Source organism: Calidithermus timidus DSM 17022 (genome assembly GCF_000373205.1).
Taxonomy (GTDB): Bacteria; Deinococcota; Deinococci; order Deinococcales; family Thermaceae; genus Calidithermus; species Calidithermus timidus.
Genome location: NZ_KB890687.1, coordinates 201,986 through 227,736, shown reverse-complemented (window position 1 = coordinate 227,736; position 25,751 = coordinate 201,986). Strand labels below are relative to the sequence as shown.

General features: G+C 67.4%; 17 protein-coding genes and 1 riboswitch. Of the genes, 6 read left to right on the top strand and 11 right to left on the bottom strand.

All coding sequences use genetic code 11. The features are described from left to right. Positions 1-18: 18 nt before the first annotated feature. The 4 genes from B047_RS0101055 to B047_RS0101040 all read left to right on the top strand — a co-directional run bounded on the left by B047_RS0101055 (position 19) and on the right by B047_RS0101040 (position 14,113). Positions 19-2,709 carry a DUF11 domain-containing protein gene (locus B047_RS0101055; protein WP_018465111.1) on the top strand — a complete coding sequence of 897 codons (2,691 nt, stop codon included), beginning with the start codon at positions 19-21 and terminating at the stop codon, positions 2,707-2,709. A 144-nt stretch (positions 2,710-2,853) separates the two neighbouring features. Continuing rightward, the gene (locus B047_RS0101050) at positions 2,854-5,487 is read left to right on the top strand and encodes a DUF11 domain-containing protein (RefSeq protein WP_157205769.1); all 2,634 of its coding nucleotides are present in this window, start codon (positions 2,854-2,856) and stop codon (positions 5,485-5,487) included. Then, complete coding sequence (locus tag B047_RS0101045) at positions 5,484-11,192, top strand: DUF11 domain-containing protein (RefSeq protein WP_018465109.1); 5,709 nt, start codon at positions 5,484-5,486, stop codon at positions 11,190-11,192. The genes B047_RS0101050 and B047_RS0101045 overlap by 4 nt, the downstream gene beginning before the upstream one ends. Next, positions 11,189-14,113 carry a DUF3344 domain-containing protein gene (locus tag B047_RS0101040; RefSeq protein WP_018465108.1) on the top strand — a complete coding sequence of 975 codons (2,925 nt, stop codon included), beginning with the start codon at positions 11,189-11,191 and terminating at the stop codon, positions 14,111-14,113. The genes B047_RS0101045 and B047_RS0101040 overlap by 4 nt, the downstream gene beginning before the upstream one ends. Positions 14,114-14,128: 15 nt before the next feature. Here the strand turns inward: B047_RS0101040 and B047_RS0101035 are convergent, their stop codons facing one another. From B047_RS0101035 to B047_RS0101010, 6 genes are all read right to left on the bottom strand, one after another. Next, positions 14,129-15,316 carry a copper resistance D family protein gene (locus B047_RS0101035; RefSeq protein WP_018465107.1) on the bottom strand — a complete coding sequence of 396 codons (1,188 nt, stop codon included), beginning with the start codon at positions 15,314-15,316 and terminating at the stop codon, positions 14,129-14,131. A gap of 6 nt (positions 15,317-15,322) precedes the next feature. Then, positions 15,323-15,751, bottom strand: a complete 429-nt coding sequence (locus B047_RS0101030) for a copper resistance CopC family protein (RefSeq protein WP_018465106.1) — start codon at positions 15,749-15,751, stop codon at positions 15,323-15,325. Positions 15,752-15,753: 2 nt separating this feature from the next. Further along, positions 15,754-16,206 (bottom strand): DUF1775 domain-containing protein, encoded by a 453-nt coding sequence (locus B047_RS0101025; protein WP_018465105.1) that lies wholly within the window; start codon positions 16,204-16,206, stop codon positions 15,754-15,756. Between the two features lie 95 nt (positions 16,207-16,301). Then, positions 16,302-16,646 (bottom strand): hypothetical protein, encoded by a 345-nt coding sequence (locus B047_RS0101020; protein WP_018465104.1) that lies wholly within the window; start codon positions 16,644-16,646, stop codon positions 16,302-16,304. A 75-nt stretch (positions 16,647-16,721) separates the two neighbouring features. Continuing rightward, positions 16,722-17,420: a gamma carbonic anhydrase family protein gene (locus B047_RS0101015; RefSeq protein WP_018465103.1), complete on the bottom strand. Its 699-nt coding sequence runs from the start codon at positions 17,418-17,420 to the stop codon at positions 16,722-16,724. Further along, positions 17,398-17,808 (bottom strand): NUDIX hydrolase, encoded by a 411-nt coding sequence (locus tag B047_RS0101010; RefSeq protein ID WP_018465102.1) that lies wholly within the window; start codon positions 17,806-17,808, stop codon positions 17,398-17,400. The genes B047_RS0101015 and B047_RS0101010 overlap by 23 nt, the downstream gene beginning before the upstream one ends. A gap of 119 nt (positions 17,809-17,927) precedes the next feature. On the opposite strand from B047_RS0101010, the gene B047_RS0101005 reads away from it, so the two are divergent. Then, positions 17,928-18,194 carry a hypothetical protein gene (locus B047_RS0101005; RefSeq protein ID WP_018465101.1) on the top strand — a complete coding sequence of 89 codons (267 nt, stop codon included), beginning with the start codon at positions 17,928-17,930 and terminating at the stop codon, positions 18,192-18,194. A 272-nt stretch (positions 18,195-18,466) separates the two neighbouring features. Further along, entirely contained in the window at positions 18,467-19,018 is a 552-nt protein-coding gene (locus B047_RS0101000) for a LabA-like NYN domain-containing protein (protein WP_018465100.1), read from the top strand. Here the strand turns inward: B047_RS0101000 and B047_RS0100995 are convergent. From B047_RS0100995 to B047_RS0100975, 5 genes are all read right to left on the bottom strand, one after another. Next, complete coding sequence (locus B047_RS0100995; RefSeq protein ID WP_018465099.1) at positions 18,968-19,540, bottom strand: LysE family translocator; 573 nt, start codon at positions 19,538-19,540, stop codon at positions 18,968-18,970. The two genes, B047_RS0101000 and B047_RS0100995, sit on opposite strands and share 51 nt — an antisense overlap. Next, positions 19,528-19,788 (bottom strand): hypothetical protein, encoded by a 261-nt coding sequence (locus B047_RS0100990; RefSeq protein ID WP_018465098.1) that lies wholly within the window; start codon positions 19,786-19,788, stop codon positions 19,528-19,530. Before B047_RS0100990 ends, B047_RS0100995 begins: the two co-directional genes overlap by 13 nt. Positions 19,789-19,819: 31 nt before the next feature. Further along, positions 19,820-22,315 (bottom strand): type I DNA topoisomerase, encoded by a 2,496-nt coding sequence (gene topA, locus B047_RS0100985; protein WP_018465097.1) that lies wholly within the window; start codon positions 22,313-22,315, stop codon positions 19,820-19,822. Positions 22,316-22,400: 85 nt separating this feature from the next. Then, on the bottom strand, positions 22,401-24,668 hold the full coding sequence (locus B047_RS0100980; protein WP_018465096.1) for a transglycosylase domain-containing protein: 2,268 nt from the start codon (positions 24,666-24,668) through the stop codon (positions 22,401-22,403). A 116-nt stretch (positions 24,669-24,784) separates the two neighbouring features. Beyond that, a complete protein-coding gene (locus B047_RS0100975) occupies positions 24,785-25,189 on the bottom strand; it encodes a response regulator (RefSeq protein ID WP_018465095.1) in 405 nt (134 codons plus the stop codon). A gap of 324 nt (positions 25,190-25,513) precedes the next feature. Next, a riboswitch (FMN riboswitch) is annotated at positions 25,514-25,673 on the top strand. Positions 25,674-25,751 lie beyond the last annotated feature (78 nt).

Here is a 25,751-nt window from a genome sequence, read left to right as displayed (position 1 = left end):
CGTTCATAAGGGAGGAACATGAAACGACTTCTCGGCGTCTTCGGTGCCTTGTTCGCGGTGGGGATGGGGTTCGCGCAGACCACCCCAGCCGGGACCAGCATCCAGAACCAGGCTTCGGCCACCTATCTGGACTCGGCTAACCAGAGCCGCACCACCACCTCCAACCAGGTGGTCACGGTGGTGCAGCAGGTCTACGCTTTTACCATCACCCCCGACGGCACCACCAGCACTCCCGGCCAAACCCGCAACGCCCTGCCGGGGGCTCAGGTCATCTTCGCCTACACCGTAACCAACAACGGCAACGGCACCGATACCATCGGCTTGAGTGTCGCACAGGCCAGCAGCGGTGATGACTTCGACCTGAGCTCGGTGAGCATCGTGCGCGACGCCAACTGCAACGGCGTGGTGGACTCCGGGGAGCCCACCGTCTCCAGCGTGAGCCTGGGCCAGGGGGCTCAGGCCTGCGTGTTGGTGCTGGGTACCATCCCCGCCGCTCGAGCCGACGGCGATACCGCGCTGATCAACCTCCAGGGCACCTCGTCGGGCGGCTCCACCGACACCAACAACTGGGCCCGCGCGGTGGCCAAGACCGCGGCAGCCCTCGACGTTAGCAAGTCGGCCAGCCCCAGCGGCACGGTGAGCCCCGGTACGAGCATCACCTACACCGTCAGCGGCCAGAACCGCGGCGGCAGCGCGGCCAGCGGCGTGAGCGTGAGCGGTCTGGCGGGTACGGGTATCCTCATCTCCGACCCCATCCCGGTGGGCTTGACGGTGAATAGCCTGCCGACCGGATCGGCGGGTGCGGGCAGCGTGCAGATCGTGAAATCCACCGACGAAGGGGCCACCTGGTCGGCCTTGGTGGCCGGTAACCTTCCCCTGACCGGAGCTGACGCCGATAACGACAACGTGCCCGACGTGCTGGTGGGCATGTACATCTCGGGCAGCGGGGCCTTCTTCCCCCAGAACGCCTCCTACACCTTCAGCTTCAGCGCCACGGTTCCTGCGGCGGCGGCCCAGGGCACCGTCTACCGCAACACCGCCACGTTGCGCTACAGCGACGGCAGCGCCCAGACCCTCACCTCCAACACCACCACCAACACTGTCGGCGCGAGCTACGCCGTGGTGGTGGGACCCTTTGGCTATCCGGCGGCTGGTGCCTCGGGCAGCTATGCCTCCGGCGGCTACACCATCACCCGCAGCGGCGATAGCCAGAGCGTGGCCTCGGTGTACTCCGGCACCACCGTCATCTTCAAGCACACCCTGCGCAACAACGCCAACACCGCCGACAGCTTCAACCTGGCCTACAGCGGCGCGCCCGCGGGCTGGGTCTGCCGCCTGGCCCAGACCGACGGCACGCCCATCAGCGGTGCGGTGGGACCCTTCGCCGCTGGCTCTACCTTCGACTTCCAGCTCGAGTGCACCGTACCGGCTTCCTACACCAGCGGCTCGGCCCTCAACCTCAGCGTGAGCGCCACCTCGGTGAGCGACTCGAGCAAGAGCGACGCCACCACCGATACGGTGAGCGCGGTGGCCCTGGGTTACGCCCTCGACCTCGCGGCCCACGGCAACGCAGGCGATGGCAACCCCGCCAACGACAACCCCGCGCCTCAGAGCGCCAACCCCGGCAGCACCCTCAATATCCCCTTCGACGTGCGCAACACCGGTCAGGTGGCCGATAGCTACAACTTCAGCGCCTCGCTGCCCTCGGGCTGGGGTATCGCCTACTACCCCGACGCTAACTGTGACGGGGTCATGGATAGCCCCCTGCCTGCCCCGGTCTCCGGCAGCGGCCTCACCAACCCCGCCACCACCAAGTGCTTTATCGCCGTGCTCAGCGTGCCCGCCGGGGCTGCCCCTGGCTCTAACCCGGTGAGCATCACCACCACCAGCACCACCGTGGCGAGCGTGCAGGACAGCATCAGTACCACCATCACCGTCAACGAGGTGCGGGCGCTGCTCTTCGACCCCGACCGCGCCGGCACGGTGACCACCCCCGGCACCATCGTCTACACCCACAACCTCGTCAACAACGGCAACGCCAGCGCCAGCGTGTCCATCCCGGCCTTCACCTCGGCCTACGGCTGGACCTACCAGTTCTCCACCAACGGCGGGGCTACCTGGAGCAGCAGCGTCACCGGCCTCAACGTGCCCGCCGGGGGAACCCCGGTGGTGGTGCAGGTGCGGGTGATCGTACCGGCGGGTGAGCCCGTGGGCCGCAGCGAGGCGGCCACCTTCACCGCCACGGCCACCTACCCCAGCAGCAACACCGCTTCGGATACCGCTACCGACACCACCACCGTGGTCTCGGGCGAGCTGCGCTTGCAGAAGAGCGGTGTGAGCTACGTGGGCAACGCCGAGACCACCGTGCGCGATGCCACCGCCGCGACGGCCTACCCCGGTGACCGCATCGTCTACACCGTCAACGCCAAGAACATCGGCACAGCCAACCTGAGCTACGTGCGCATCTCCGACCCGCTGCCTGCTTACACCAACTTCATCTCGGTCAGCGCCAGCGTGACGGGCGTGAGCGGCAGCGTGCTCTACTCCACCGATGGCACCACCTGGAGCGCCACGGCACCTACCAGCCTGGGCGCCGGCGGGGTGATCTATGTGGGTGTGGACACCAACGGCGACAACACCATCACTGCCGCTGACGTCCTGCCCCCCTCGGCAGAGATCGTCATCACCCTCAAGGTGGTGGTTCAGTAAGCCTAAGCCCTCCCAAACCCCCGCCCCTGTGGACGGGGGTTTGGGTTTACAAAGGTTCGTGATACCAGATTCGGTTAGTTCGTCACCGGGGTGTTCAATTTTGGCAGGTGTAGCGCGATTTCTCGGGCAAGATTTAGGAGAGCTGTGGCGAAGCCTTTGCGATTTCTGACCGCTGTGCTGTTGTTTGGCCTGGCCTGGGCCCAGAGCCCGGCTGGAACGGTCATTCGCAACCAGGCTTCGGCCACGGTGGGCGGCGAGAGCTACCTCTCCAACGTGGTGGAGACCGAGGTGTTGCCGCTGTGCGCGGCGGCGATGAGCCCTGGTGGAACCCCCACCACCCCCGGCCAGCGGGCGGTGGCCCCGGCGGGGGGCTTCGCCTACTTCGCCTACGTGCTACAGAACGCGGGCAACGCCCCTTTTGAGTTCGGCCTCTCCTGGAAGCACGAACCCACCTCCTGGACCCCGGTGGTCGCGTTCTACCACGACGTCAACGCCAACGGCCAGCGCGATCCTGGGGAACCCTTGCTCGACCGCCTTACCCTGGCCCCCGGAGCCTCGGCGCGGCTGGTGCTCGAGGTCCGGCTACCGGGCGACGCCAACGGCCAGCTCGACCTCACCCCCGTGGCCACCTGCCCCACCGGGGAGCAAGACGCCGACAACTATGCCCGCGTGGTCGTGGGGGTAGGAGCGGCGCTCAACCTGGAAAAGTCGGTTGACCAGAACCTGGTTCAGCCCGGCGGCGAAGTGGAATTCACCGTGCGGGTACGCAACAGCGGCTCACAGGCCACCGCAGGGGAGGTGCTCGTTGGCGACGTGCTCGACGTGCCCACCCTGGGCGGCTTGCGCTACGTCGCGGGCTCGGCCCAGGCTCCCAAGGGGGTGCTCGAGTACTCCGCCGACGGGCTCACCTGGAGCCCCACCCCACCCACCCAGGTAAACCGCCTGCGCTTGCGCCTGGCGGGGCTCGAGGCCGGTGAGCAAGCTTACTTCACCTTCCGCATGCAGGCCGAGGTCCAGGCGGCGCCGGGTCTGCGCTCCAACCGGGCACGGGCCGAGGGGCCGGGTGGCCCTGCCGAGGCCGAGGCTGTGTTCCAGGTCGCCGCGCGCTACGCCCACCACCTGGGGCCGCAAGGCAACCCCCGCGCCAGCCCTGGCGGGGAGGGCAGCGCCGACGACCGCCAACAGGCTTACGCCTTTATGGGCCGCCCTTTGTGCTTTACACACAGCCTCGAGAACGCCGGGAATGCCCCCGACACCTACACCCTCACCCCCGCCGCCGCGCTCCCCGCGGGCGTGAGCTTGAGCCTGCAAAACCAGGATGGCGCGCCGCTTGCGCAGCCGCTGCTGCTGGGGAGTGGCCAAACGCTGGACTTCCGGGCCTGCTACAGCTTTGCCCAAGCTACGGGCACCGCGCAGGACTTCGTGCTCGAGGCCCGCTCCACGTTGGGCGGCAACAGCAACCGCACCACCGACCGGGTGCTCTCGGTCTTTGACCCCAGCGCCTTGCGCCTGCAGAAAGGCGTGGACCAGAGCGTGGTCGTGCCCGACGGCAGCCTGATCTACACCCTGCGCGTGGAGAACACCCTGCCTTTCGCCCTCACCGGCGTCGCCGTGAGCGACACGCTCGACCCCGCGCTCGCCTTCGTCTTTGCCGACAACGGCGGCACTTTCGACCCCGGCACCCGCCGGGTGAGCTGGAACTTGCCCAGTATCCCGGCCAACTCCAGCCTCACCCTCACGCTGCGGGTGCGCGTGCTGCCCACCGCTCCCGAGGGCGGCGAGGTCCCCAACCGCTTCAGCCTGGCCTCGAGCGAGATCCCCCAGCCGCTGGAGTCCAACAGCGTCAGCACCCAGGTCATCTCGGCCCGGCTGCTGCTGGAGAAGTCGGTGAGCCCCCAGAAGGCGGTAGTGGGCGACCTCCTCACCTACACCCTGCGCCTCGCCAACCCTGGGAAAGTAGCCCTGGAGGTGCGCCTGGTGGACGATCCTGCCCCTGGCCTCGACTACCAGGAGGGCTCGACGGCCTTCAGCGGCACCGCCCAGGCCGCCTTCGAGCCCCAGCCGGCTGCCGGCGGGGTGCTGGTGTGGGCGGGACTGCGGCTCGAGCCCGGTCAGGCCCTCACCCTCACCTACCGCATGCGGGTAATGCCCGGTGCGGGCCCCGAACTGCGCAACGTGGCCCAGGCCCAGGGTGCCCTCCCCGGCGGCCCCGTCGTGAGCGAGGCCGAGAGCGCGGCCCTGGTGAGCGTGGTGCCCGGCGTCTTCGCCCCCCCCGACGCCCTGGTGGGCCGGGTCTTCCTCGACGCTGACCGCGATGGGAAGTTCACCCCCGGCCGCGACCTGCCCCTCCCCGGCGCCCGCCTGGTCCTGGGCAACGGTCGCCAGGCGGTCACCGACGCCGAGGGCCGCTACGCCTTCCGCGAGGTGGGTGGCGGGGTCTGGACCCTGCTGCTCGACCCGGCCTCGGCCCCCTTCGCGCCCCTGCCGCACCCCGAGCGCCTGGGCAGCGGCTACCAGCACCGGGTCCGGGTGGCGGGCCTCAGCGTGAGCGACTTCCCCCTCGAGATGCCCCTGGGCCTGGCCCGCGCGACGCGCGAGACGGTGCTCGAGTTCGGCCCTTTGCGCCTCGCCAAGCGGATGCTCCCCCTCCCCGGCGGCGGCGAGCGCACCTTCGCCTACGAGGTGCTCGAGGGCGAACTCACCCTCACCTACGACCTGCCTGCGGGAGAGGGGATACCCTCCCTGACCGATCCACAGGTGCGCTGGAGGTATCCGTGAGCGTACGCAAAACGCGAAACGCAAGACGCAAGACGCGCTTAGCCTGTGGCTTCTGGCGTTCGGCGTTCGGCGTCCTGGCTCTGCTGCTGGCCTTCAGCCTCCCCGCCCTGGCCCAGGCCCGCACCGACCTCAAGGGCATCGTGCCGGGGGATGAGCTGGGTTGGGAGCGCAGCGAGCTCGAGGCCGCCGTGCTCGTGAGCAAGGCCACCATCCTCAACCTGCAGATCTACTCGCCGGGCTTCGACCCCAAGGACTATCGCTCGTCGCTCAAGGGTTTCCCCGAGCTGGGCGACGAGCGCTACGACAAGGGCAAAGGCCGGATACGCTCGGAATTTGTGCTGCTGCAAGGCGGCAAGGAACTCGCCCGCCAGAGCTTCGGGGTGGAGCCCCACCGCTGGGTGCTGTTCTTCCGCGGACAGGTGCAGCCGGGGGTGTACCAGGTCAAGGCCCGGCTCTACGGCCTGGCCAAGAACGCCTTCCGCTACCGCATCCAGACCAGCGTGCCCCAGGCGGCCAGCTTGGTAGTGGAGCCGGGCTTGCAGCTTTACGACATCCGCCCTACCGACTACTACAACGTGCGCTCGCGGCAGTGGGTTGAGCCCCTTGTCCTCGAGGTCGCCCCCGAGGTGCTGCCCTTGAAGGTGAGCTTCTACGACGAGGACGGCCCTGGTGAGCTCGAGGGCCGCGTGCGCTACGAGGGCGGCAAGACCCAAAGCCGCCCGGTCTCGGGCGACCGCAGTTGGGCCGACTTCGAGCTCACCCGGCCCGGGCGGGTGGTCTTCGGCTTTCGCCAGCCCCCCACCGCCAAGCAATACTCCAACACCATCGGCTTTCGGGTGGAGGGCTGCATCCAGGTGGACGATCCCCTTCGGGACGGAGCAAGCTCCGTGCACCGGGTCGAGCGCGACTTCCTGCGCGTGGTGCCGCCACGCCCGGTGCAGGTGTCGGTGGTGGACGAGCGGGGTGAGCCCCTGGCGGTCGAGGTGCCGCTCGAGGGCCGCCTGATCCGCTCGGTGCGGCTGCGCGAACTGCCCGAGGGCTATCGCCTCAAGGCGGTGCAGGCCGAGGGGGCCGAGGCCCTGGCCGACGGCGGGCTGCGCTTCGGCTGCGCCGGGGGCTCGGTGCGCTTCGTGCTCGAGCGCCTCGCCCAGCCTGCCCCCAAGAGCGACGGCGCCAAGACCCCGCCTCCCCCCGCCCCGGCCCGCCTCGAGCTCAGCGCGGTGCTGGTGACCCCCGCGGGCGAGCGCCCCTACGACCTCAGCCTGCGGGTGGGGGAGAGCCGCGTGCAGCTCGCCGAGGGGCGGGCCGCGCTCGAGCTCGCCGCCGGGAGCTACGCCCTGGAGCACCGCCTGGCCGGGGCCAGGGTGGAAGGCCCCGAGCGGGTCGCGCTGGAGCCCGGCCAGAGTGCCCAGGCCCGCTACCGCGTCACCCCCGAGGTCGCCCTCACCTTCGAGAGCGACCGCGCGACCATGCAGGTGGGCGAGGAGGCCGTGCTGACGGCCCGCGTGAGCACCGCCTTCCCCGAGCTGCTCCCCGCCGACCTGCGCCTCGAGCTGCCGGATTGCCTCGAGCCCCAGCAGAGCCCCCGCCTCAGCTCGCCGGTCTCGGCCAGCCGCAGCGTGACGCTGCGCCTGAGCGTGAAGGCGGTGTGCAAAGGTGAGTTTGCCCCCGTGGCCCACCTCGCACCCTGGGGCCAGAGTCGCCAGGTGAGCCTGCGGGTGTTGCAGCCCGCTACCTTCACCCTGCACAAGACCGGCCCCGAGGCCGCTGCGGTGGGCGAGCGCGTGACCTACCGGCTGAGGGTGGGCAACTCCGGCGATGTGGCCGGGACCGTGCGCCTGCGCGACGTGCTGCCCGAGGGGTTGGAGGGGGAGGGCCTCGAGCAGACCCTCACCCTCCAGCCCGGTCAGTCCCAGACCCTCGAGCTCGCCGCCCGGCTCACCCCCCAGGCCGGGGCCACCCTGACCAACCGCGCCGTGCTGCTGAGCGCCTCTGGTCAGGAACTCGCTACCGCCCAGAGCACCTTGCGGGTGCTGCGCCCCAAGGCTGAGCTGAGCCGCGGCCTCGACTACCGCAAGGTGCTGCCGGGCGAGGTGGTCACGGTGAGCCTGCGGGTGCACAACGGCGGAGAGGCCCCCCTCGACTACGCCCTCACCGACGCCTACCCCGAGTGGCTCGAGCCCCTGGAGAAGCCCGAGTTCGCCGGCCACCTCGAGCCCGGCGCCGAGCGCCTCCACACCTACCGGGCCCGCGTGGCCTTCGGCGCGCCCGCCGAGGGCCTTTTCCGGGCCGAGCTGCGCTCCAACGGGGGTAGCCTCAGCGCTTCCGACCGGCTCGAGCGCGTCCTGATCGGCGTGAACAAGCGGGCCGAGCGCGAGCGGGTGGTGCTGGGCAGCTCCGTGGCCTTCGTGATCGAGCTGCATAACCCCGCCGACCACACCGTGCGCTTCGAGCTACAGGACATCCCCGGCGAGGGCCTCGAGATGGCCGAACTGCCTCAGGGGCAGATTCCCTTCGGGACGGCCAAGCCGTACGCCTGGGAATTCGTCCTCGAGCCCGGCCAGCGCACCCTGGTGCGCCTGGAGGGCAAGCCCGCGCGGGTGGGCAGCCTAGAGAACCAGGCCCTGGCCTTTGCGGGTGGCGTGCCGGTGTCCTTCCCCAGCAAGGCGGCGGTGGCGGTGCTGCCGGTGCTCGAGCCCGTGCGCAGCTCCACCATCCGGCTCGAGTTCACCGCGGGGGCGGGCGTAGACCCTGCCGCTCCCAGAGGCGAACGCCTGCTGATCACCCACCTACCGCCCAGCGAGGCGGCAGGCGAGGGCAAGGCGCTTAGGGCGCTCTACGAGCCCGGCTCGGCCCGCCTAGACGGCAACCCCCTCCCCGACCCCCGCGTCGACGAGGAGGGACGGCTGTACTTCGAGATCCCCTACCAGCCCGGCGGGGTGCTGAGCTATCAGGTGCGCCACCGCGCGGCGCTGGGAGGGCTCGAGGCCCCCACCCTCACCCTGGGCGTCGCCGACCGTGAGGTGCTGCTGCAAGGCCAGGTGTCCTTCGCCGCGCTGGCGAAGACCCGGCCACTGGAGCCCAAGGCTCGTCAGGGTTTCATCCAAGAGCCTTTGCCCGGCACGGTGTTCCGGGTAGACCGAGCGCGGGTGGTGCTGGAGATGCCCTACGGCCTGGAGTTCGAGCTTAGGGTAGGGGGCGAGCCCGTGACCCGCGCCAGCCTGGGTAAGGCCGAGTACGACAGCGCCAAAGGCACCCAGCGCCTGGAGTACTACGGCCTGCCGCTGCACCCCGGTGCCAACCTCATCGAATTCGACAGTCCGGCCGGTTCCGATCGGGTAGAGGTCTTCCTGGCGGGCAAGCCCACGCGGCTGGTGGCCCGACCGCTCAAGCTCTACGCCGACGGGCGCACCCCGCTGGAGCTCGAGCTCCTGGCCCTCGACGCGAGTGGTCTGCCCAGCGGCTTCGGCCCGCTCACCCTCGCCAGCAGCCTCGAGCCCCTCGACCCCGACGCCTTCCCCACCGCCCCGGGCTACCAGCTCCTGCTGCGCGATGGCCGCGCCGTGCTGCGGCTCAAGCCCCTGGCCCTGCCGGGCAACCTCCGCCTCGAGCTCGCCTTCGACGAGCTCGAAGGTCGCGCCGAGTTCTTCGTGCCGGGCCGCCAGAACACCCTCTGGCAGGCCCAGGGCAGCGTGGGGGCCAGCTTCGGCGGCGGGGTGGGGCTTTTCGGGGTGGGCCGGGGCTACCTCGAGACCCCCCTCGACCTCGGCGGTGAGGGCACCCTGCGCGTCGCCCTCGATGCCCGCTTCGGTCTGCGCGGCCTGGAGGGCGGCCTCAACCCCACCCCCGACCCCAACACGGCTTTCCCCCTCACCGGCAGCGGCACCGAGGCCGTTTTGCCCCTGCGCTCCGCCGACCCCCTGGCCTTGCGCTACGACAACACCGCTTTCAGCCTGGGCTACCACGCCGAAGCCCTGGCCCTGCCCGGCCTCAGCTCGCTGGGCGAGGGCACCGCGCTGCGCTTCGAGACCCGCGAGGCCCAGGGCTTTGGGGTGACGGCCTTCGCCGGGTTGCTGCCCCAGGCCACCCTGACCGAGGAGCCCGTTCTCGACGGCACCCGCCGCTACAAGCTCGCTCAGCCGCCCGTGCTGGGCAGCGAGAGCGTGCTGCTGCGGGAAGGGGCTTCGGAGCGACGCCTCGAGCGTGGCCAGGACTACACCCTCGACGCCGACGGCTGGCTGACCCTGGCCAAGCCGCTGTGGCCCACCACCCCCGCGGGCGAGCCGGTAGTCCTGCAGGTGACCTACGCCGCCCAGAACAGCCCCCGCGCGCCGGGTTGGGGTTTCGGTCTGCGCTACCGGCAGGGCGGCTTCAGCGCCGGGGCCAGCCTGGCCGCCCTGCCCGCCCAGGACCTGCGCTACGGCGCCGAGCTGGGCTGGCGCGAGGGCCATTTCTCGCTGCGGGCCAGCTACGCCCGCCAGAACGCCGAGCGCTTCGGCCTCGAGCTCGGCTACGCCGGGACCCCCTTCGAGGCCAGGGCCGACCTCAGCTACGAGGGCCGCCTGCAGGGCAGCGCCAGCCTGGGCCTGGCCATAAGCCCCGCCGACAAGCTCGCCCTCGAGCACCAGGCCGCCGATCAGAACCGTACCGCCCTGCTCTATCAGCGCCAGCTCGGCCCCGGCTTCAGCCTCGGCGGGGGCCTGAGCTACCTGTGGGACACCGCGGGCCTGGGTGCGGTGGGCCGCCTGAGCTATGGCGAAGCACCCTGGAAGCTCGAGCTCACCCACACCCAGCCCTTCCGCTTCAGCGACATGGCCCTCTCCCAGCTCAAGATGGCCTACGCCTTCGACTTCAACCTCGCCGCCGAAGCGGCTTTGGACTACCTCTGGGGCAACGATCTGCGCGGCAGCTTAGCCCTCAAGCAGAAGCTGGGCGACGCCAACCTCAGCCTCAGCTACCAACTCCCCGGCGCCTCGGGCGAGGGCAACCGCGCGCGCTTCGGCCTCGAGGCCCCCCTGCCCCTCGACGAGCGCTGGAGCCTCGACCTCAGCGCAGGCTACGACCGCAGCTTGGGCACCGGCACCGATCAGGCCGCTTTCGGGGTGGCCCTGCGCTACAAGGACGAGGGGCTCAGCGGTACCCTGGGCGGCGAGCTGGCCTTCGGCGCCTCGCCCAAGCTGGTGCTGCGCGGCGGCCTCACCGGCGCCCTCGACGCCGAGCAGACCCTCTCCCTCGACGCTAACTACCAGGCCCTGCCCGCCCCCGATGGCAAGTTCACCCTGGCCTACGCCCTGCGCTCGCGGCAGCTCCAGCTCCTGACCTACTACCGCCTCAGCGTGGGCCAGCCGGGGTGGGGCCTCGAGGGGGCCCTGGCCGCCGGCTACCAGCCCGACCTGTCCTGGCAGCTGCGCCCCTCGGCGGCCTACCGCCTCCCGGCGGGCGACCCCGGCGGGGCCACCTACCAGCTCGGCTTGGACGGCAACCACTACTTCACCGACTCGCTGGGCTTCGGCGTGGCAGTGTACCAGCTCTTCCAACCCGCCACGGCCAGCAGCGCGACCCACTTTGGCCTCGAGGGCAGCCTGCGGGTGCTCGAGGGGCTGTGGGTCAACCTGGGCTACACCTTCGGTTACATGAGTGCCCTCACGCCCGATGCCCAGCCCGGCTTCTACCTGCGCCTCGACTTCTTTGGGGGTGGCCGATGAGACGGCTGATCTTTGGGGTGCTGTTGGTGCTGGGGGTGGCTCAGGCTCAGGTGGTCACGTCCTTCAGCGCCCGCTACCAGGGTAATGAGCAGGGCAACATCCTGCTCATCGGTAACACGTTGATGTGTGCGGGTTCGGGCTCGAGCTGCAACGCCAGCCAGATGAATAGCACTGACGCCAACAACGCCCAGAACATGATTTTTATCAATGCGGACAGTGCTGCCCCGGCCTGGCCCGCTGGAAAGAACGGTTCTAGTGCTGCCACATTGCAGCTACCCTCGGGGGCGCAGGTGCTCTTCGCGGGGCTGTACTGGGGAGCGCGAGCCGCCTCCAACAACAACACCCGCAACACTATTTCCATCAAGCCGCCGGGCAGCAGTTCGTACCAGTCGATCACCGGCAGCCTGCTCGGCACAATCACCTCTCAGGGCTCGAATTCAGATCGCCCTTATTCGGCCTTTGCTAACCTCACCTCCTTGGTCCAGGCTTCAGGCAATGGCACCTACTGGGTAGGTGGGATTACCGCCGCTACTGGAAACGATGGGTTGGGTTTCTACGCGGGCTGGTCGCTGGTGGTGGTCTACCGCGACACCACCCAGCCCCTGCGCAACCTCGTCGTTTACGACGGCCTGGCCACTGTGTCCTCGGGCAACAATGTTACCATCACCCCCAGCGGTTTTCTCACTCCGGCGGTGGGAGCGGTGCAGGCTTCCCTGGGTGCAGTAGCTTTTGAGGGTGACGCAGGTATTCCAGGAGATCAGCTGATCCTCAACGGCACAGCTTTGTCTGATGCTCAAAATCCCAGCAATAACTTTTTCAACAGCAGTATTTCTCGCTTGGGCAGCCGCGTTAGCTCCAAGAACCCCGATTACATCAACCAGATGGCGGTGGACGTGGACCTCGTAGACGCCACCGGGCGGATCCCCAACGGAGCCACTTCTGCCACCGTCCAGTTCACCAGTTCCCAGGATGCTTACTTTCCTACGGTGCTCACTTTTGCCGTGGATCTCTATCTGCCCGACCTCATCACTAGCTTCAGCAAAACGGTGCAGGACATTAACGGCGGGTCGGTGGTGGTAGGGGACGTACTCGAGTACACCCTGAGCTTCACCAACACGGGCCAGGACGGAGCGACCAACGTCATCCTGACGGACCCCATACCCACCCACACCGTCTACGTGCCCAACAGCCTCCAGGTGATCAACAATGCGGGGGCTTCCACCGGAAGCATGACCGACGCGGCTGGGGACGACATTGCCGAGTTTGACAGCGCCAACAATCGCGTACGCTTCCGGCTGGGTTTGGGAGCTAACGCCTCGCAGGGGGGCTTGGTGTTGCCTGGCCAGGGCGCCACGGTCCGCTTCCGGGTACAGGTTCAGCCTTCGGCTGCGGGCCAGACCATCCAGAACACGGCGCAGGTGAATTACGCCGCCCAGACCCTGGGTCAGAGCTACAGCCAGCAGGCCTCGACCTCGGTGAGTACGCCGGTAGCTGGGGTCTCAATGTCGGGGACGGTTTACCACGACCTCCAACCCAACGGGCTGCGCGAGCCCGGCGAGGATTGGAGCAGCGGCACCTCGGTGTACGTCAACTTGGTGCAGGGCGGCAGCGTGGTGCAGAGTGCGGCGGTAAGCGCGGGCATGGGCAGCTATAGCTTCAGCGGGGTGGCGCCTGGGAACTACACCCTGGTGGTGACGGCCTCGGCCAGCTCCACTACCCCCACCCCTCCCTCCGGCTGGCTGTTCATCGAGCCCGTGGCGGGCAGCCGCAGCCTCAGCGTGGGCGGCTCCAACGTGACCGGGCAAGACTTCGGCCTCTACCACGGCTCACGTATCAGCGGCACGGTCTTCCGTGACGACGGGTTGGGCTCAGGTACGGCCAACGACGCCCTGCAGAACGGGGGTGAGCCGGGGATTGCCGGCGTGAGCGTCACCGCCTCCGACGGTGCCCAGAGCCGCAGCACCCCCACCGACTCGCTGGGCAACTACGTGCTGTACGTGCCCTACACCTTCGCTTCCTCGGTCACCCTCTCGCACCCCCTGGCTCCGGCCACCGGCAGCAACGTGGGGGGTGGGAGCGTGGTGCTGGCTACCGCCTACGGCCAGAGCGCTGCCCAGCAGCGCACCATCAGCCCCTTCGCCGCGGGCAACCGCTACGACGGCTACAACTTCGGCGTGGTGCGGCCCAGCTTGTGGCAGCCCGACCAGTCGGGGCAGGCCTCCTCCCCCGGCGTGGTCACCTATGCCCACCGGGTGCGACCGGGCACCCTGGGCACCCTCACCTTCCTGCGGGTGAGCGGGAACTGGAACTACCTGCTGCGCATCGACGCCAACTGCGACGGCGACTTCGACGATGCGGGTGAGGGCTACCAGAGCCTGCCCTATAGCCTCACCGTGGGCAGCGCCTGGCCCCGCGAGGCCGATGGCAGCCTCAAAGCCTGTGCCGTGGAGGTCATGGTGATCGTCCCGGCGGGCCTGCCGGGTGGTAGCAGCGATTTCCTGAACCTCGCCTCGAGGCTCCGCTACGCGAATAACGCCGCCGTGGACGACCTCCTGTCCCTTACCGATTCCACCGTGGTGGGCGTGGGTGGCGAGTTGCGCCTCACCAAGCAGGTGCAAAACCTCACCCAGGGCACCCCTCCCTCCACCGGGCGGGCCGACGGCAAGCCGGGGGAGGTGCTGGAATACTGCATCGCTTACCAGAACCAGAGCAGCGCTCCCATCACCCAGGTGGTCCTCACCGATCCCATCCCCTTCTTTACCGACTACCAGTCGGGAACCCTGCGCCTGAACTCCATCCTCCTCACCGACGCCGCCGACGCCGACGCGGGCGAGGTGGGCGGGGGACTGGTGCGGGTGCGCATCGGGACGCTGGCGGCTGGAGCCGGTGGGCAGGTGTGCTACCGGGTGAAGATTCGTTAATTTCGCCTTGAGGGTTCACTGCGGTAGCTCGAGGCCGTACTCCAGCACCCTCCCTGCAAACTCCAGCCGCACCTTCCATGCTCCTCCTTGGGGTAGGGGCAAAACGGCGTGGTAGTTGCCTTCTGGGTTGGGCAGCACAGGCATGCGAATGGGTGGGGTGCCCTTCTGGATGGCGATCAGGGTGAGGCTGGGTGCGTCGGGCAGGGGCTGTCCCGAAGCATCGCGCAACTCGAGGGTCAGGTGGAGCAGCCCGAGACGGTCTGGCTCGAGCCAGCCACTCAAGAGCCCTTCGGGTAGCGTGGCCTGCACTTTTAAGCCGGAGTTGCTGGGAGCCTGGACCGCCGGCTGCTGCTTGGGCTCTGGGGGAGCGGTGGTAGCCAGGGTTCCCGTGGTGATGAGCACCGTAACCAGCAGCAGAGCCTCGAGTAACACCATGGGCTCGAGGCTCTTCAGGCTGCCTCCACGCTGCGCGCGCGGCAACAGCACCCAACGGTTGATCCCGGCCAGTCCCAAGATGAGCGCCACCAGCACGCCCTTGTTGAGCAAGACCCGCCCGTAGTCGTGCTGGCTGAGGATGGTGGGCCTGAGGTCGCCGGCGTGGGTTAGTCCCAAGAGCAGTCCGGTGCCCACAAAGAGCCCCACAGCCAGCAGGCTCAGCTTGGAGAAGCGCTGCAGCGCCTGTTGGGTGGCGGGACGTGAGTCCCAGCACAGCAGCAGCGCCAGAAGGCTGCCACCCCAGCTCACGCTGGCGGCGAGGTGGGCCAGGTCACCGACGAGGGCCAGCCCTCCCTTAGCCCCGGCGTGGGCAGTCATGCTCAAGGTTAGCAGGAAACCTAGGCCTAAAACCGCGTGTAGGAGCCGCTGGAGGGGCCCCGTTCCTCCCGGCCCCAGGGCCAGCAGGCCCGCTCCCAGCGCCAGCCGCAGCAGCAGGTAGTTGCCCTGCTGGGTCTGGAGCAGGTAGGGCCAGAAAAACTCGGCAGAGCCGATCATCTGGGCGGTGTGATAAGCGAAGTAGAGGCTCGAGCCCGCCACCAGCAGCGCCGAAGCCCACAGCATTCCCCACAGCCTTCGGGGTTGCTCCCGGCTCCGCTCCGGCCCGATCCAGCGGCTAAACAGCCCCACCCCCAGCAGGCCGAAGCTGCCCAGGTACAGCAGGCCGCGCAGAAGGGCCTCGAGCTGGAGGTGGCTGGCATGCTCGTGCATGAGACTCTAGGGCTGATAGCTGAACACGTAGAAGTCGCTGGTGACGTGGGTATCCACCGAGAGCACTTTCCACATCACCGCGTAGTAGCCGGGCTCGAGCTTTTCTTTCAATCGGATCTCGACTCGGGCCGCCGTTGCGACGGTGGTCGCCAGGCCTGCATCGGCCCGACTGCCCTCGTCACCCTTTAGGCTCAGGCGGCTCTTGAAGAGGGTCTCGGCCTCGGCTTTGGCGGCCTTGAGGTCCTTGGCCTCGAGCGCGAAGACCTTGAAGGTGGAGAACTTCAACTCCACCGCTTCGGCGAACTCGAGCACCACGCTCTTAGGGGGGATCTTCACCCGCTCGTCGGGGGCGGGCGTGCCCCGAAAGAGCCCGGCGTGGGCCAGCACCGCACCCACCACCAGGCTCAACAGTCCGACCATGAACCCAGGGCGCATGGCTACTTGATCTCCACCTTGGAGGCCGGGGCCTTCTCCTTGTCGCTGTCGTCCCAGGCAACTACCGTGCCGTCCTCGTACTTCTGGTAGACTTTCCAGACCAAAGTGCCAGGGGTCTGGGGGTTGCGACCCTGGAAGACGAAGCGCACGAACTCACCGTCCTCGAGGCGGCCCTTCCAGGTTACCTCCTTGATGAGGCCGTTGGCGTCTTTGACCACGCTGCGTTCCCAGCCGGGGGTTTGCAGGAAGCGGGTTAGGACGAAGCCCTCGGGCACGATCATGCGAATTTCGACGGTGGCCATCGGCCTTTCGACCGGCACTTGCAGACGGTAGGTCTCGCTGACTCCCACCTTGGACTCGGCGAGGTTCATCTCGGTACGCACCACGGCGTGGGCCAGCGCCAACGGGAGGACCAGCGAAGCGAAAATCAGGGCATAACGGGACAATTTGCGCATAGAAAGCACCTTTATGGACCCAAGGTCCGGACAATGGGCTCAGGGCCTGGCGAACACTGCTTTGGCCTGTGTTCGCGCTGCGTTGGCAGTGGGGGCTAACTCGAGTGCGGCGGAGCCCTGGAGAAATAAAGCAGAAATTTGGCCGACTGCGGCCTTAGGGTCGGGGCAAACAGCAGCAGCCCCATCAGGGCCAGGCTGCCTTGCGGAACCTGGGCCGCGGGCGTGACCTGAAGGACGTGAACCACGCACAGCGGGCAGTCGCTTAGGTGGTCGTGGGGCCGGGGTGCAGGGGGTTTGTGGTCTTGGGGCGAAGGGTGTTCGAGCGAATGGTGGTCGTGGGGGTAGCCGAGGGTGAGCAGGCCACAGATGGGGATGAGGCTCGAGGCCCACAGCAGTACCGCTGCAAGCGCCCACACCAGCAGCGGAAAAGGCGGCCTCATCTCAGCTTCACAATAGCGGTTGATGAGAGGTGAAGTCCGTTCGCCCACACTGCTCCATACGTGCCCGTCCGGGCTTCAGATTGCCCGTACCAGGCCCTCGCGCACCAGGGTTTGGATGGCTTCGGGCTCGAGGCTGCCCAACTGGTTGGCCGCCAAGGCCCGCAGGGTGCTGAGGGCCGCGGGGCTCTTCTTCTTCAGCCCCATGTGGACCTCGCTGAAGGGGTTGAGCGCGTCCTGGCCTTTGAGGGTGAGCTGGTAGCGTTGAGGTGGGGGGACTGGTACCAACTCGGCCCTGTAGCGCTGGGACAGCTCCTGGTAGCGCGGGGCGTTGGCCGGGGCCTCTACCGGGCCGCGCACCTTGGCCGGAACCCCCACCGCCAGCATCCCCGCGGGGATTTCCATGCCAGGGGGCACCACCGCCCCCGCGCCCACCACCGCCCCCCGCCCGATACGCGCCCGGTTGAGCACGATGGCTCCGATGCCGATGAGGGCGCCTTCTTCCACGGTGGCCCCGTGTACCACCGCCCGGTGCCCCACCGTCACGCTCGCCGCCAGCAAGCAGGGGTCACCCGGGTCGGCGTGGAGCACCGCTCCGTCCTGCACGTTGCTGCCAGGGCCAATGACTACCTGCTCGGTGTCGCCGCGGATCACCGCGCCAAACCACACCGAGGCTTTGGCCGCTACCTCCACCTGCCCCACCAGCACCGCACCCGGAGCTACGAAAGCGCTCTCGTGAATGTGGGGTTCGTGTTCACCGAGCCGAAAAATCGCCATGCGCTGCCTCCAGCAGTTTGAGGTCTTCGGGGAAGGCCAGAATGCGGCGGGCCTCCTCGAGGGCGAAGAAGCCCGCTCCGGTGAGGCCGGGCTCGAGGCGGATAGGCCCCTGGCCCAGCATCAAGAACCAGCGGATCTCGCGCTCTACTCCCCTGTTGTTGGTGTAGCGAGTGGAGGGGAGGTTGCCCAGCACCTCACCCTCAATGCCGGTCTCTTCTCGCACCTCGCGCAGGGCGGCCTGCTCGGGGGACTCACCCTCGTCGAGGTGTCCCTTGGGGAAGACCCAGTAGCCCATGCGGTCACGGATCAGCAGCACCTCGCCCGCCGGGTTGAACACCACGCCCCCCGCCCCCAGCACCCGCTCACTTGGCTTGGCCTTGGCTTCCATACCTGCGACTAGGTTACCCCATGGCTGAGGCTTGGAAGGCGCTTGGTTTTTAGCCCGCCGCCTCTGGTCCTGTGGAGTTGCTCACGGTATCGATGGCGATGCACGGCTAGGCTAGCCCTATGGGCTGGCGGCTCGATCAGGTGATCTTTCAGCGCGAGGCGGGACGGGTGGTGGTAGAGGTGGACCTCTTCGACCCGCTGGGCAAGCTGCGGCGGGAGGTGTTTCACCCGGCTACCCCAGACCCCGCCTTAGCCCTCGAGCGCGTCGCTCAGGCCCTGGCCCAGCGCGGGGTGCGTGGCCCGGGGCGGGTGCGGCAGCGCAAGGGCAGCGCGCTGTTGCCTTCCCCCGAGCTTCAGCGCTCCTTCCTGCGACACCTAGAGTCTTGAGGGAGTTAAATTAAACTAGGTCTATAGTTTTGGCCATCGTGCCCTCTGCTTCGCGTGGGTGAGAGCGAAAAGCCCGTCTGGAGCTCAGGTGATGATTAAGGCTTTCACCTTGCGCTCACCCAGCGGTGGGGCTATGCTGTTGTCGCTTTGGGAACTTGATCCCCAAGCGCTTACGAACGATGACCTATTCTCACCCACCGTTCAGAGGAACGGTGGTTTATCTTTTGGTTTCCTCTGGCGAGGGGTTCTATATTGAGTTGAGGTACTTATCCATGGATAGGGTCGCCATATTTATCGATGGAAGCAATCTCTATAAGGGCCTGGTCTCCAGCTTAGGCTCTGACTACCGCCTGGACTTCGTGGGTTTCATCGAGCACCTGGTGGGCTCGCGTAAACTGCTGAGGGCCTACTACTACAATGCCCCCCTGCCCGCTGAAGATCCTGCCGCCAAGGCGCACCAGAGCTTTCTCAACTACCTCAAGCGGGTGCCCTACGTCACGGTGCGGCTGGGGCGGCTCGAGCGGCGGGGTGAGGGCTTTGTGGAGAAGGGCGTGGACATCCAGATCGCCATCGACCTGCTGCGCTTGGGCTATGCCAGGGCCTTCGACGTGGCGATACTGGTCTCGGGCGACGGCGATTTCGCCGAGGTGGTCAAGGTGATCCAGGACATGGGGCTCCAGGTGGAGAACACCACCTTCCAAAGCCTCTCCTCCTACCGCCTGGCCCAGCAGGCCGACCGCTACTTCCCCCTCGACGAGTTGCCCTGGGAGCAGCTACGCGCGCGCGGCCACTACGAGCAGGTAGCCGCCGAGAGCTATCAGTAAAGCGTTGCTCCAGCGGGCCAGCGGGAGCAGCCAGCTCAGGTGGCGGTAGCGGGCGATCAGTGTGCCGATGAGGGCCTTGCTGCCCACGATGGCTGGGTAGAAGCCGAGGATAAACCAAAGCGGCTCGGGTGCGGGCCGCTTGAGCTGTCCCACCCCCACCGCAAACCAGAACAGGTACATGTGGGGGTTGGTCAGATTGACCACCACCGCGTCGCGTAGCCCCCGTAGGGCCCCGCTTCTGGGGTCGGCGTTGCCCGCTTTGCGCAGGCCCTTATAGCCCAAGTAGATCAGGAACGCCCCGCCCACGGCCTCCATGGCCTGCTCGAGACCCGGCGGTAGGCTCCGGGCCACCACAAAGGCCAGCAGGATGGCGAAGGAGTCGGTGAGCAGGGGAGCCAGCGAGGCGAGGACGGCGGCCCCGGCTCCGTGGGTGAGGGCCTGCCGGATGACCAACAGGGTGAGGGGGCCTGGGTTAATCCCGGCCCACAGGCCCAGCGAAAAACCCAGGGCTAGGGCTTCCATACCACCACCACGGCAGAGTTCACGGGGACGAGGTTGTGCGGCTGCTGCACCTGTGCGGCTTCGTTGCGACGCAGGTGCAGGTAGCTCCTGTCCGGCAGGTCGATGATGAGTTCGCCCTCGAGCACCAGGTACATGCGCGTTTCCTCCACCGCCTCCGGCGCTTGCACAACCCTGGCCTCGAAGCCCTCCACCCCCGGAAAGCGGGCCTGGCCCTGGGCCTTGGCCATGCGCAGGAGGTGGAGTTTCATCCGGGCATCTCCAGGGGTGCTCGCAGCCAACTCAGGCGCTCACGGCCTCTTTCCTGGCCCGCCCATAGGCCATGCGCAGCTTGAACATGGCGCGCTTGTGGGCGGCTTGAACGTCGGCTTCAGAGAGGCCCAGGGCGCGGGCCACCTCTGCTACGCTCTGCTTGTGCTCCTCGATACGTCGGGCGACCTCGGCGTCGGGGCTCGAGACCGCTCCCAGGAAGGGCTCGAGGTCGGCCCAGGTGGCGGGCTTTCCCGCCGTCTTGCCCCTGGGCTTGCTGGCCGCCTTTTTGGCCGGAGCCTTGGCTTTGCCCCTGGCCGTGCTTCGGGCGGGCTTTTCCCTGTCCAAGTCGGGGTAGGCGTAGCGCTCACAGCTCGGGTTGGCGCAGCCGCCGCGCTTGCGCTTGAGCTCGTTCCAACCGCACACCGGGCACAGGGTGTCGGCTAGGGCGTCGAAGACCAGGAAGTCGCAGCCCTTGTTGTTGCAGCGGTAGTAGGGCTTGCCGCGCTTGGAGATCTTCTGCACCACCTCACCGGCGTGACACTTGGGGCACTCCAGGCCGGTGGAGGGGGACTCGTCGCGGGTGTAGTCGCAACCGGGGTAGCCGGTGCAGGCGATGAAGCTGCCGTAGCGCCCATACTTGCGCACCAGCTCGTGCTGGCCGCACTTGGGGCAGGTTTCCCCGATGGGTTCGGCCTCGCGCTTTTGCACCAGCGGCTCGGTGTACTTGCACTCGGGGTAGCCGGTGCAGCCCAAAAACTGCCCGAAGCGGCTGACCTTGAGTTCCATGGGTCGCCCGCACTTGGGGCAGGTCTTCTGCGGCACCCGGGCGAACTCCTCGAGGAAGGGTTCGTAGAACTCCCGCACCACCTTGGGCCACTGGGCTTTGCCATCTTCCACCGCGTCGAGGCGCTCTTCCATGCGGGCGGTGAACTCGTAGGCCACCACGCCGGGGAAGCTTTTGAGCAGATAGCCCACCACGTCGCGGCCAAGCTGGGTAGGGCGCAGGCTCTTGCCCTGGCGCTCGAGGTAGGCCCGCTTTTCCAGGGTCTCGAGGGTGGGGGCGTAGGTGCTGGGCCGCCCGATACCCATCTCCTCGAGGGTCTTGATGAGCGAGGCGTCGGTGTAGCGGGGTGGGGGCTCGGTGAAGTGCTGCTCGGTGGCGAGCTCCAGCAATCTGGCCTCGGCTCCCTCGCGCAAGGCGGGCAGGATGTTCTCGGCCTCATCCGCCCCTTCGCCCTCCTCGCGACCCCAGGCTTTGAGGAAACCCTCGAACTTCAAGACCGATCCCACCGCGCGGAAGTTGAGCCCTCCACCCTCCACCGTCACGGTGGTCTGGTCGAAGATGGCGGGGACCATCTGGCTGGCCACGAAACGGCGCCAGATCAGCTCGTAGAGCCTGTACTCCTCGTCGCTCAGGTGCGCCCGGAGGCTGCTTGGGGTGCGCGAGGGGTAGGTGGGTCGGATGGCCTCGTGCGCGTCCTGCGCGTTCGCCTTCTTGGTGGCGTAGAAGTTGGGCTTTTCGGGGAGGTAGCCGGGCCCGAACTCCTTTGGGATCACCTTGCGCACCTCATTGAGGGCTTCCTGCGAGACCCGCACCGAGTCGGTGCGCATGTAGGTGATCAGGCCCACCGTGCCCTCGGGCAGGTCCACGCCCTCGTACAGCCGCTGGGCGACGCGCATGGTGCGCGAGGCAGTCCAGCCTAAGCGCCCACTGGCGGCTTGCTGCAAAGTCGAGGTGGTGAAGGGGGGGGCAGGCGAGCGGCGGCGTTCCTTACGCTCGACCTTGGTGATGGCGTAGCGTTCTACCGCTCGAGCCCGCCGGGCGACGGATTGGGCTTTGACCTCGTCGGTGATAAGGAATTTGTCGCCCGCCTGCAGGCGCTCGCCGTCGACGCTGTAGAGCTGGGCCTTGAAGCGGGCGGCCTCGCTCTCGAAGTTGGCCTCGAGGGTCCAGTACTCCTGAGGCACGAAGGCCTCGATCTCTTGCTCGCGCTCTACCAACAGCCGCAGGGCCACCGACTGCACCCGCCCCGCCGAGAGCGCCCTGCGGCGGAACTCCATGCTCAGCACGGGGGAGAGCTTATAGCCCACCAGCCGGTCGAGCACCCGGCGGGCCTGCTGGGCATCGACCAGAGCCTGGTCGATGGGGCGCGGTTTGGCGACGGCTTCGCGCACCACTTTGGGGGTGATCTCGTGGAACTCCACGCGCAAAGGGGCGCTCTGGTCGAGCTCGAGCAGCCGCGCCACGTGCCAGCCGATGGCCTCGCCCTCGCGGTCGGGGTCGGTGGCGATGAGCACCCTCTTACCCTTCGCAGCTCGCTTGAGCTCGTCTACTACCGGCTTCTTGTCCTTTTTTATCTCGTACTGCGGCGCGAAGTCGGCCTCGACGTCCACGCCTAGATCGCGCTCGGGAAGATCGGCCACGTGTCCTTTGCTGGCCCGAACTTCGAAGCCCTGCCCCAGCATCTTGGCGATACTCTTGGCCTTGGCGGGCGACTCCACGATGACCAGCGTCGAACCTGGCATACGGCTTACGTTTATGGGGCAGACCTACCCCCGCTGTCAAGTGAGCCAGTTTACCGCAATGGCAGGTTTTGGCCTCGAGGAGGGCTCAGCCGCACCGGTAGCGTGATGCCTGAGTGGGGGGCACCTGGAGGTAGAGGATGCGCTCAGGGGGGGTATCGGGCCCGGCGAGGCAGTTGGTGGCCGAGTCGATGACGATGGTCTGGCCCGAGGGACTGAAGGAGCCGCCGCTGCTGGTGCTGGGCACTGCGAAGGTGGGTTCTCGAGGCCCTACTCCCTGCTGCCCCTGCTCCTGGGGGCGGGGGTTGGAGCCGATGAACAGCATGGTCTTGCCCTGCTCGCTGGGGGCACCCGAGATGAGGTCGTATTTCCCGGCCACCAGCCCCGGCGGCTGGGGGAAATCCCCCGCCGGTCGCCCGCGCAGGGCCTCTTCCATGAACGCGGCCCAGATGGGGGGGTTGACGACGGAGCTGCTGGGGGCGCTGCCGTTGCGCCAGCGCTGGGGCTTGTTGTCGTCACGACCCACCCACAGCGCGGCCACCAGGCCCGGACTGGCCCCGGCGAACCACAGGTCTACTTCGTCGTTGGAGGTACCGGTCTTTCCCCCGACCACCCGTCCTGGGATCGCCGCACTTTTGGCCAGGCTGCGGGGCCCCAGGTCGTAGACGTAGCCCTTGAGCATATCCCACACGATGGCCGCCACCTGGGGGCTGAAGAGCAGCGTGCGCTGCGGCTTGGCCTCGAACAGCACCTTGCCCTGGGCGTTCTCGATGCGGCGCACCAGCACCGGCTCGACGCGGTAGCCGCCGTTGACGAAGGCGGCGTAGGCGGCGGCCATGCCCAATGGGCTGATTCCCACCCCCCCACCGATGGCGTTGGAGAGGTTGGGTTCAAAAGTACACTGCTTGGTCTTGGGGTCTACCCGGCCCACGCAAAACCCCGCCGTGCGCAGCTTTTCCCCCACCCGCTGCACCCCGATGGCCTCGGCGGTGCGGATGGCGGGGATGTTGAGGGACTGATCCAGCGCATAGCGGATGGTGATCGAGGTGTTGAGGAAGGTACCCGAGAAGTTCTTGGGTCGCCACACGCCTCCCGGTTGGGAGGGGTCGCGGAAGCTCACCGGGGCGTCGAGCACGGTGGTGGTCTGGGTCCACCCCGCTTCGATAGCTGTGCCGTAAACGAAGGGCTTGATCGCGGAGCCTGGGCTGCGCAGGGTCTGGGTGGCGCGGTTGAACTCACCCGTGGTGCCGGGCCGGGCCCCCACCAGCGCATAGACTTCGCCGGTGTCGGGGTTGAGGGCAGCCAGCGCAGCCTGCGAGCCCACCGGGTAACGCCCGCCTGCGACGGCTCGCTCGGCGATGCGCTGCATGCGCGGGTCGAGGGTGGTGTAGATCTTGAGCCCGCCCTCGCTCAGGGGGATGCTCTTGCCCAGCTTTTCGCGGATGTAGTTCTGTACCGCCAGCACGAAGTAAGGCTCGCCCTGAACCTGCAACTCCTCGAGCTTACGGGCTTCGGGATCGACCAGCTTGGCGCTTAGAAGGTTGCCCTCACCGTCGTACTTGGCCTGCCAGCCACGGGGAACCAGGGGCTCTTTCCAGGCTGCTTCGGCTTCGGCCTGGCTGATCCAGCCCTCGGCTGCCATGGCCTCGAGCAGGGTCTTCATGCGGGCCCTGGTGGCCTTGAGGTCTAAGTAGCGCGAGTTGGGGCCGGGGATCAAGGTGGCGAGATAGGCTCCTTCGGCCAGGCTCAGCCGTGAGGGATCCTTGCCGAAATAGGCGTTGGCCGCCGCCCAGATGCCCGTGGCGTTGCCGCCCCAGTTGATGACGTTGAGGTAGACTTCGAGGATGTCCTGCTTGGAGTAGCGGCGCTCGAGCTCGATGGCCAGGGGAAATTCCTTGAGCTTGCGCTCCAGGCCGCTGATACCCTTGCGCTCGAGGGCGATGTCCCGCAGCAGCGTGTTCTTCACCACCTGGGTGGTGATGGTCGAACCGCCTTGGAGGTCGCCGCGGAAGGTGTAGTACAAGCCGCCCAGCAGGCGGATCCAGTCCACACCATAGTGCTCGAAAAAGCGCTTGTCCTCGGAGAAGACCACCGCGCTCACGGCGGCAGGGGAGACGTCGGAGAGCTGGATGAGCGTACGGCTCACTGCCCGCCCGTCCTCCTCCGAGGCCTTGGTGGCGATGGCGTTGCCCTCGCGGTCGTAGAGCACGCTGATGGCCGATAGGCGCAGGTTCTCAAAGGCCTCGAGGCTGGGCAGATCACGCGTGAGCATGTAGGCCACGTAGCCCCCAGCACCCAAGCCGCCCACGAAACCCGCCAGCAACAAAACCTTGATCCAGTGCCAGAGCCTACGCATCGGGAGTAATTTACGGGCTTTTTGATGAGTTTGCCCAAAGGAGGTAGCGCGTCTTGCACCCTAGGCGATGGGCAAGACGTAGAACACTGGAAATAGCAGCCACCCTGAGCCCGCTTTTACCCCGACGCTGCTTCCTGGGTCGTATTGGAGCGCAGCAGCGAGCGCAACAGCGAACGAAGCTGGCGACCCTCGAAGGGTTTGGGAATGACGTGGTCCACCCTGGAGAGCTCGGCGGTGATGCGGGTGCGGTCGTCTTGCTCGCTTACGAGAATCAGAATGGGCACTTCACGCAGGCGGCGGCTCATCTTGAGTCGCCCGGACACCGAGAAGGCGTCGGGCTTTAGGCCTTCATCGAGGATGAGCAAGGAGGGGACGCTTTCGCGCAGCAGGCTCAGGGCTTCGTGGGGGGTGGTAAAAAAGATGGCTTTGAATCCTTCCTGCTCGAGTACCATCTCGAGCAAGGCACGAACGGTAGCGCTGGGAGTGATGACAATGGCAACGTGGCTTTGCCCGATGTCCATGCTCTGAGCCTAGGGGATAATCTCCAACCCAACGGTGAAATTTGACCAAAATTTAGTCAACCCACCCATAGCTTCGTTCGAGCCTGGGGTGGATTCCCAAGGCCTTTAGGTATCCTAAGTTTTTGTGCTTGGACTGCTGTTCGCCGGCTCGAGCCTGGCCACCATCGCCAACCACTTCGAGAACGTGCGCGCGCTGCTGCGGGTGGAGGTGGCCGAGCAGATTCTCTAAAGCAGAGCATCTTCGGCCAGGTCGCCGGATGGTGACCTGGCCTAGCGTTGAGCGAGGGCCGGAGTGTGTTATCTTTGCCCTGAGCCGCGAGGCTCAACTTCCTTCGGGGCGGGGTGCGATTCCCCACCGGCGGTGAGCCCCCGGTCCATGGGCCGTGGCGGAAGCCCGCGAAGCCCAGGAAATCTGCGCTAACCTGGGCCCGATTCGGTGAGAATCCGAAGCCGACCGTGACAGTCGGGATGGGAGAAGGAGGAGGAAAGCTCGAGCGTCCCCTGCGCTCGAGCGCAAGGCGTGCATTATCCCGGAAACTTCGGCCCAGAGGCTCGAAGCGGG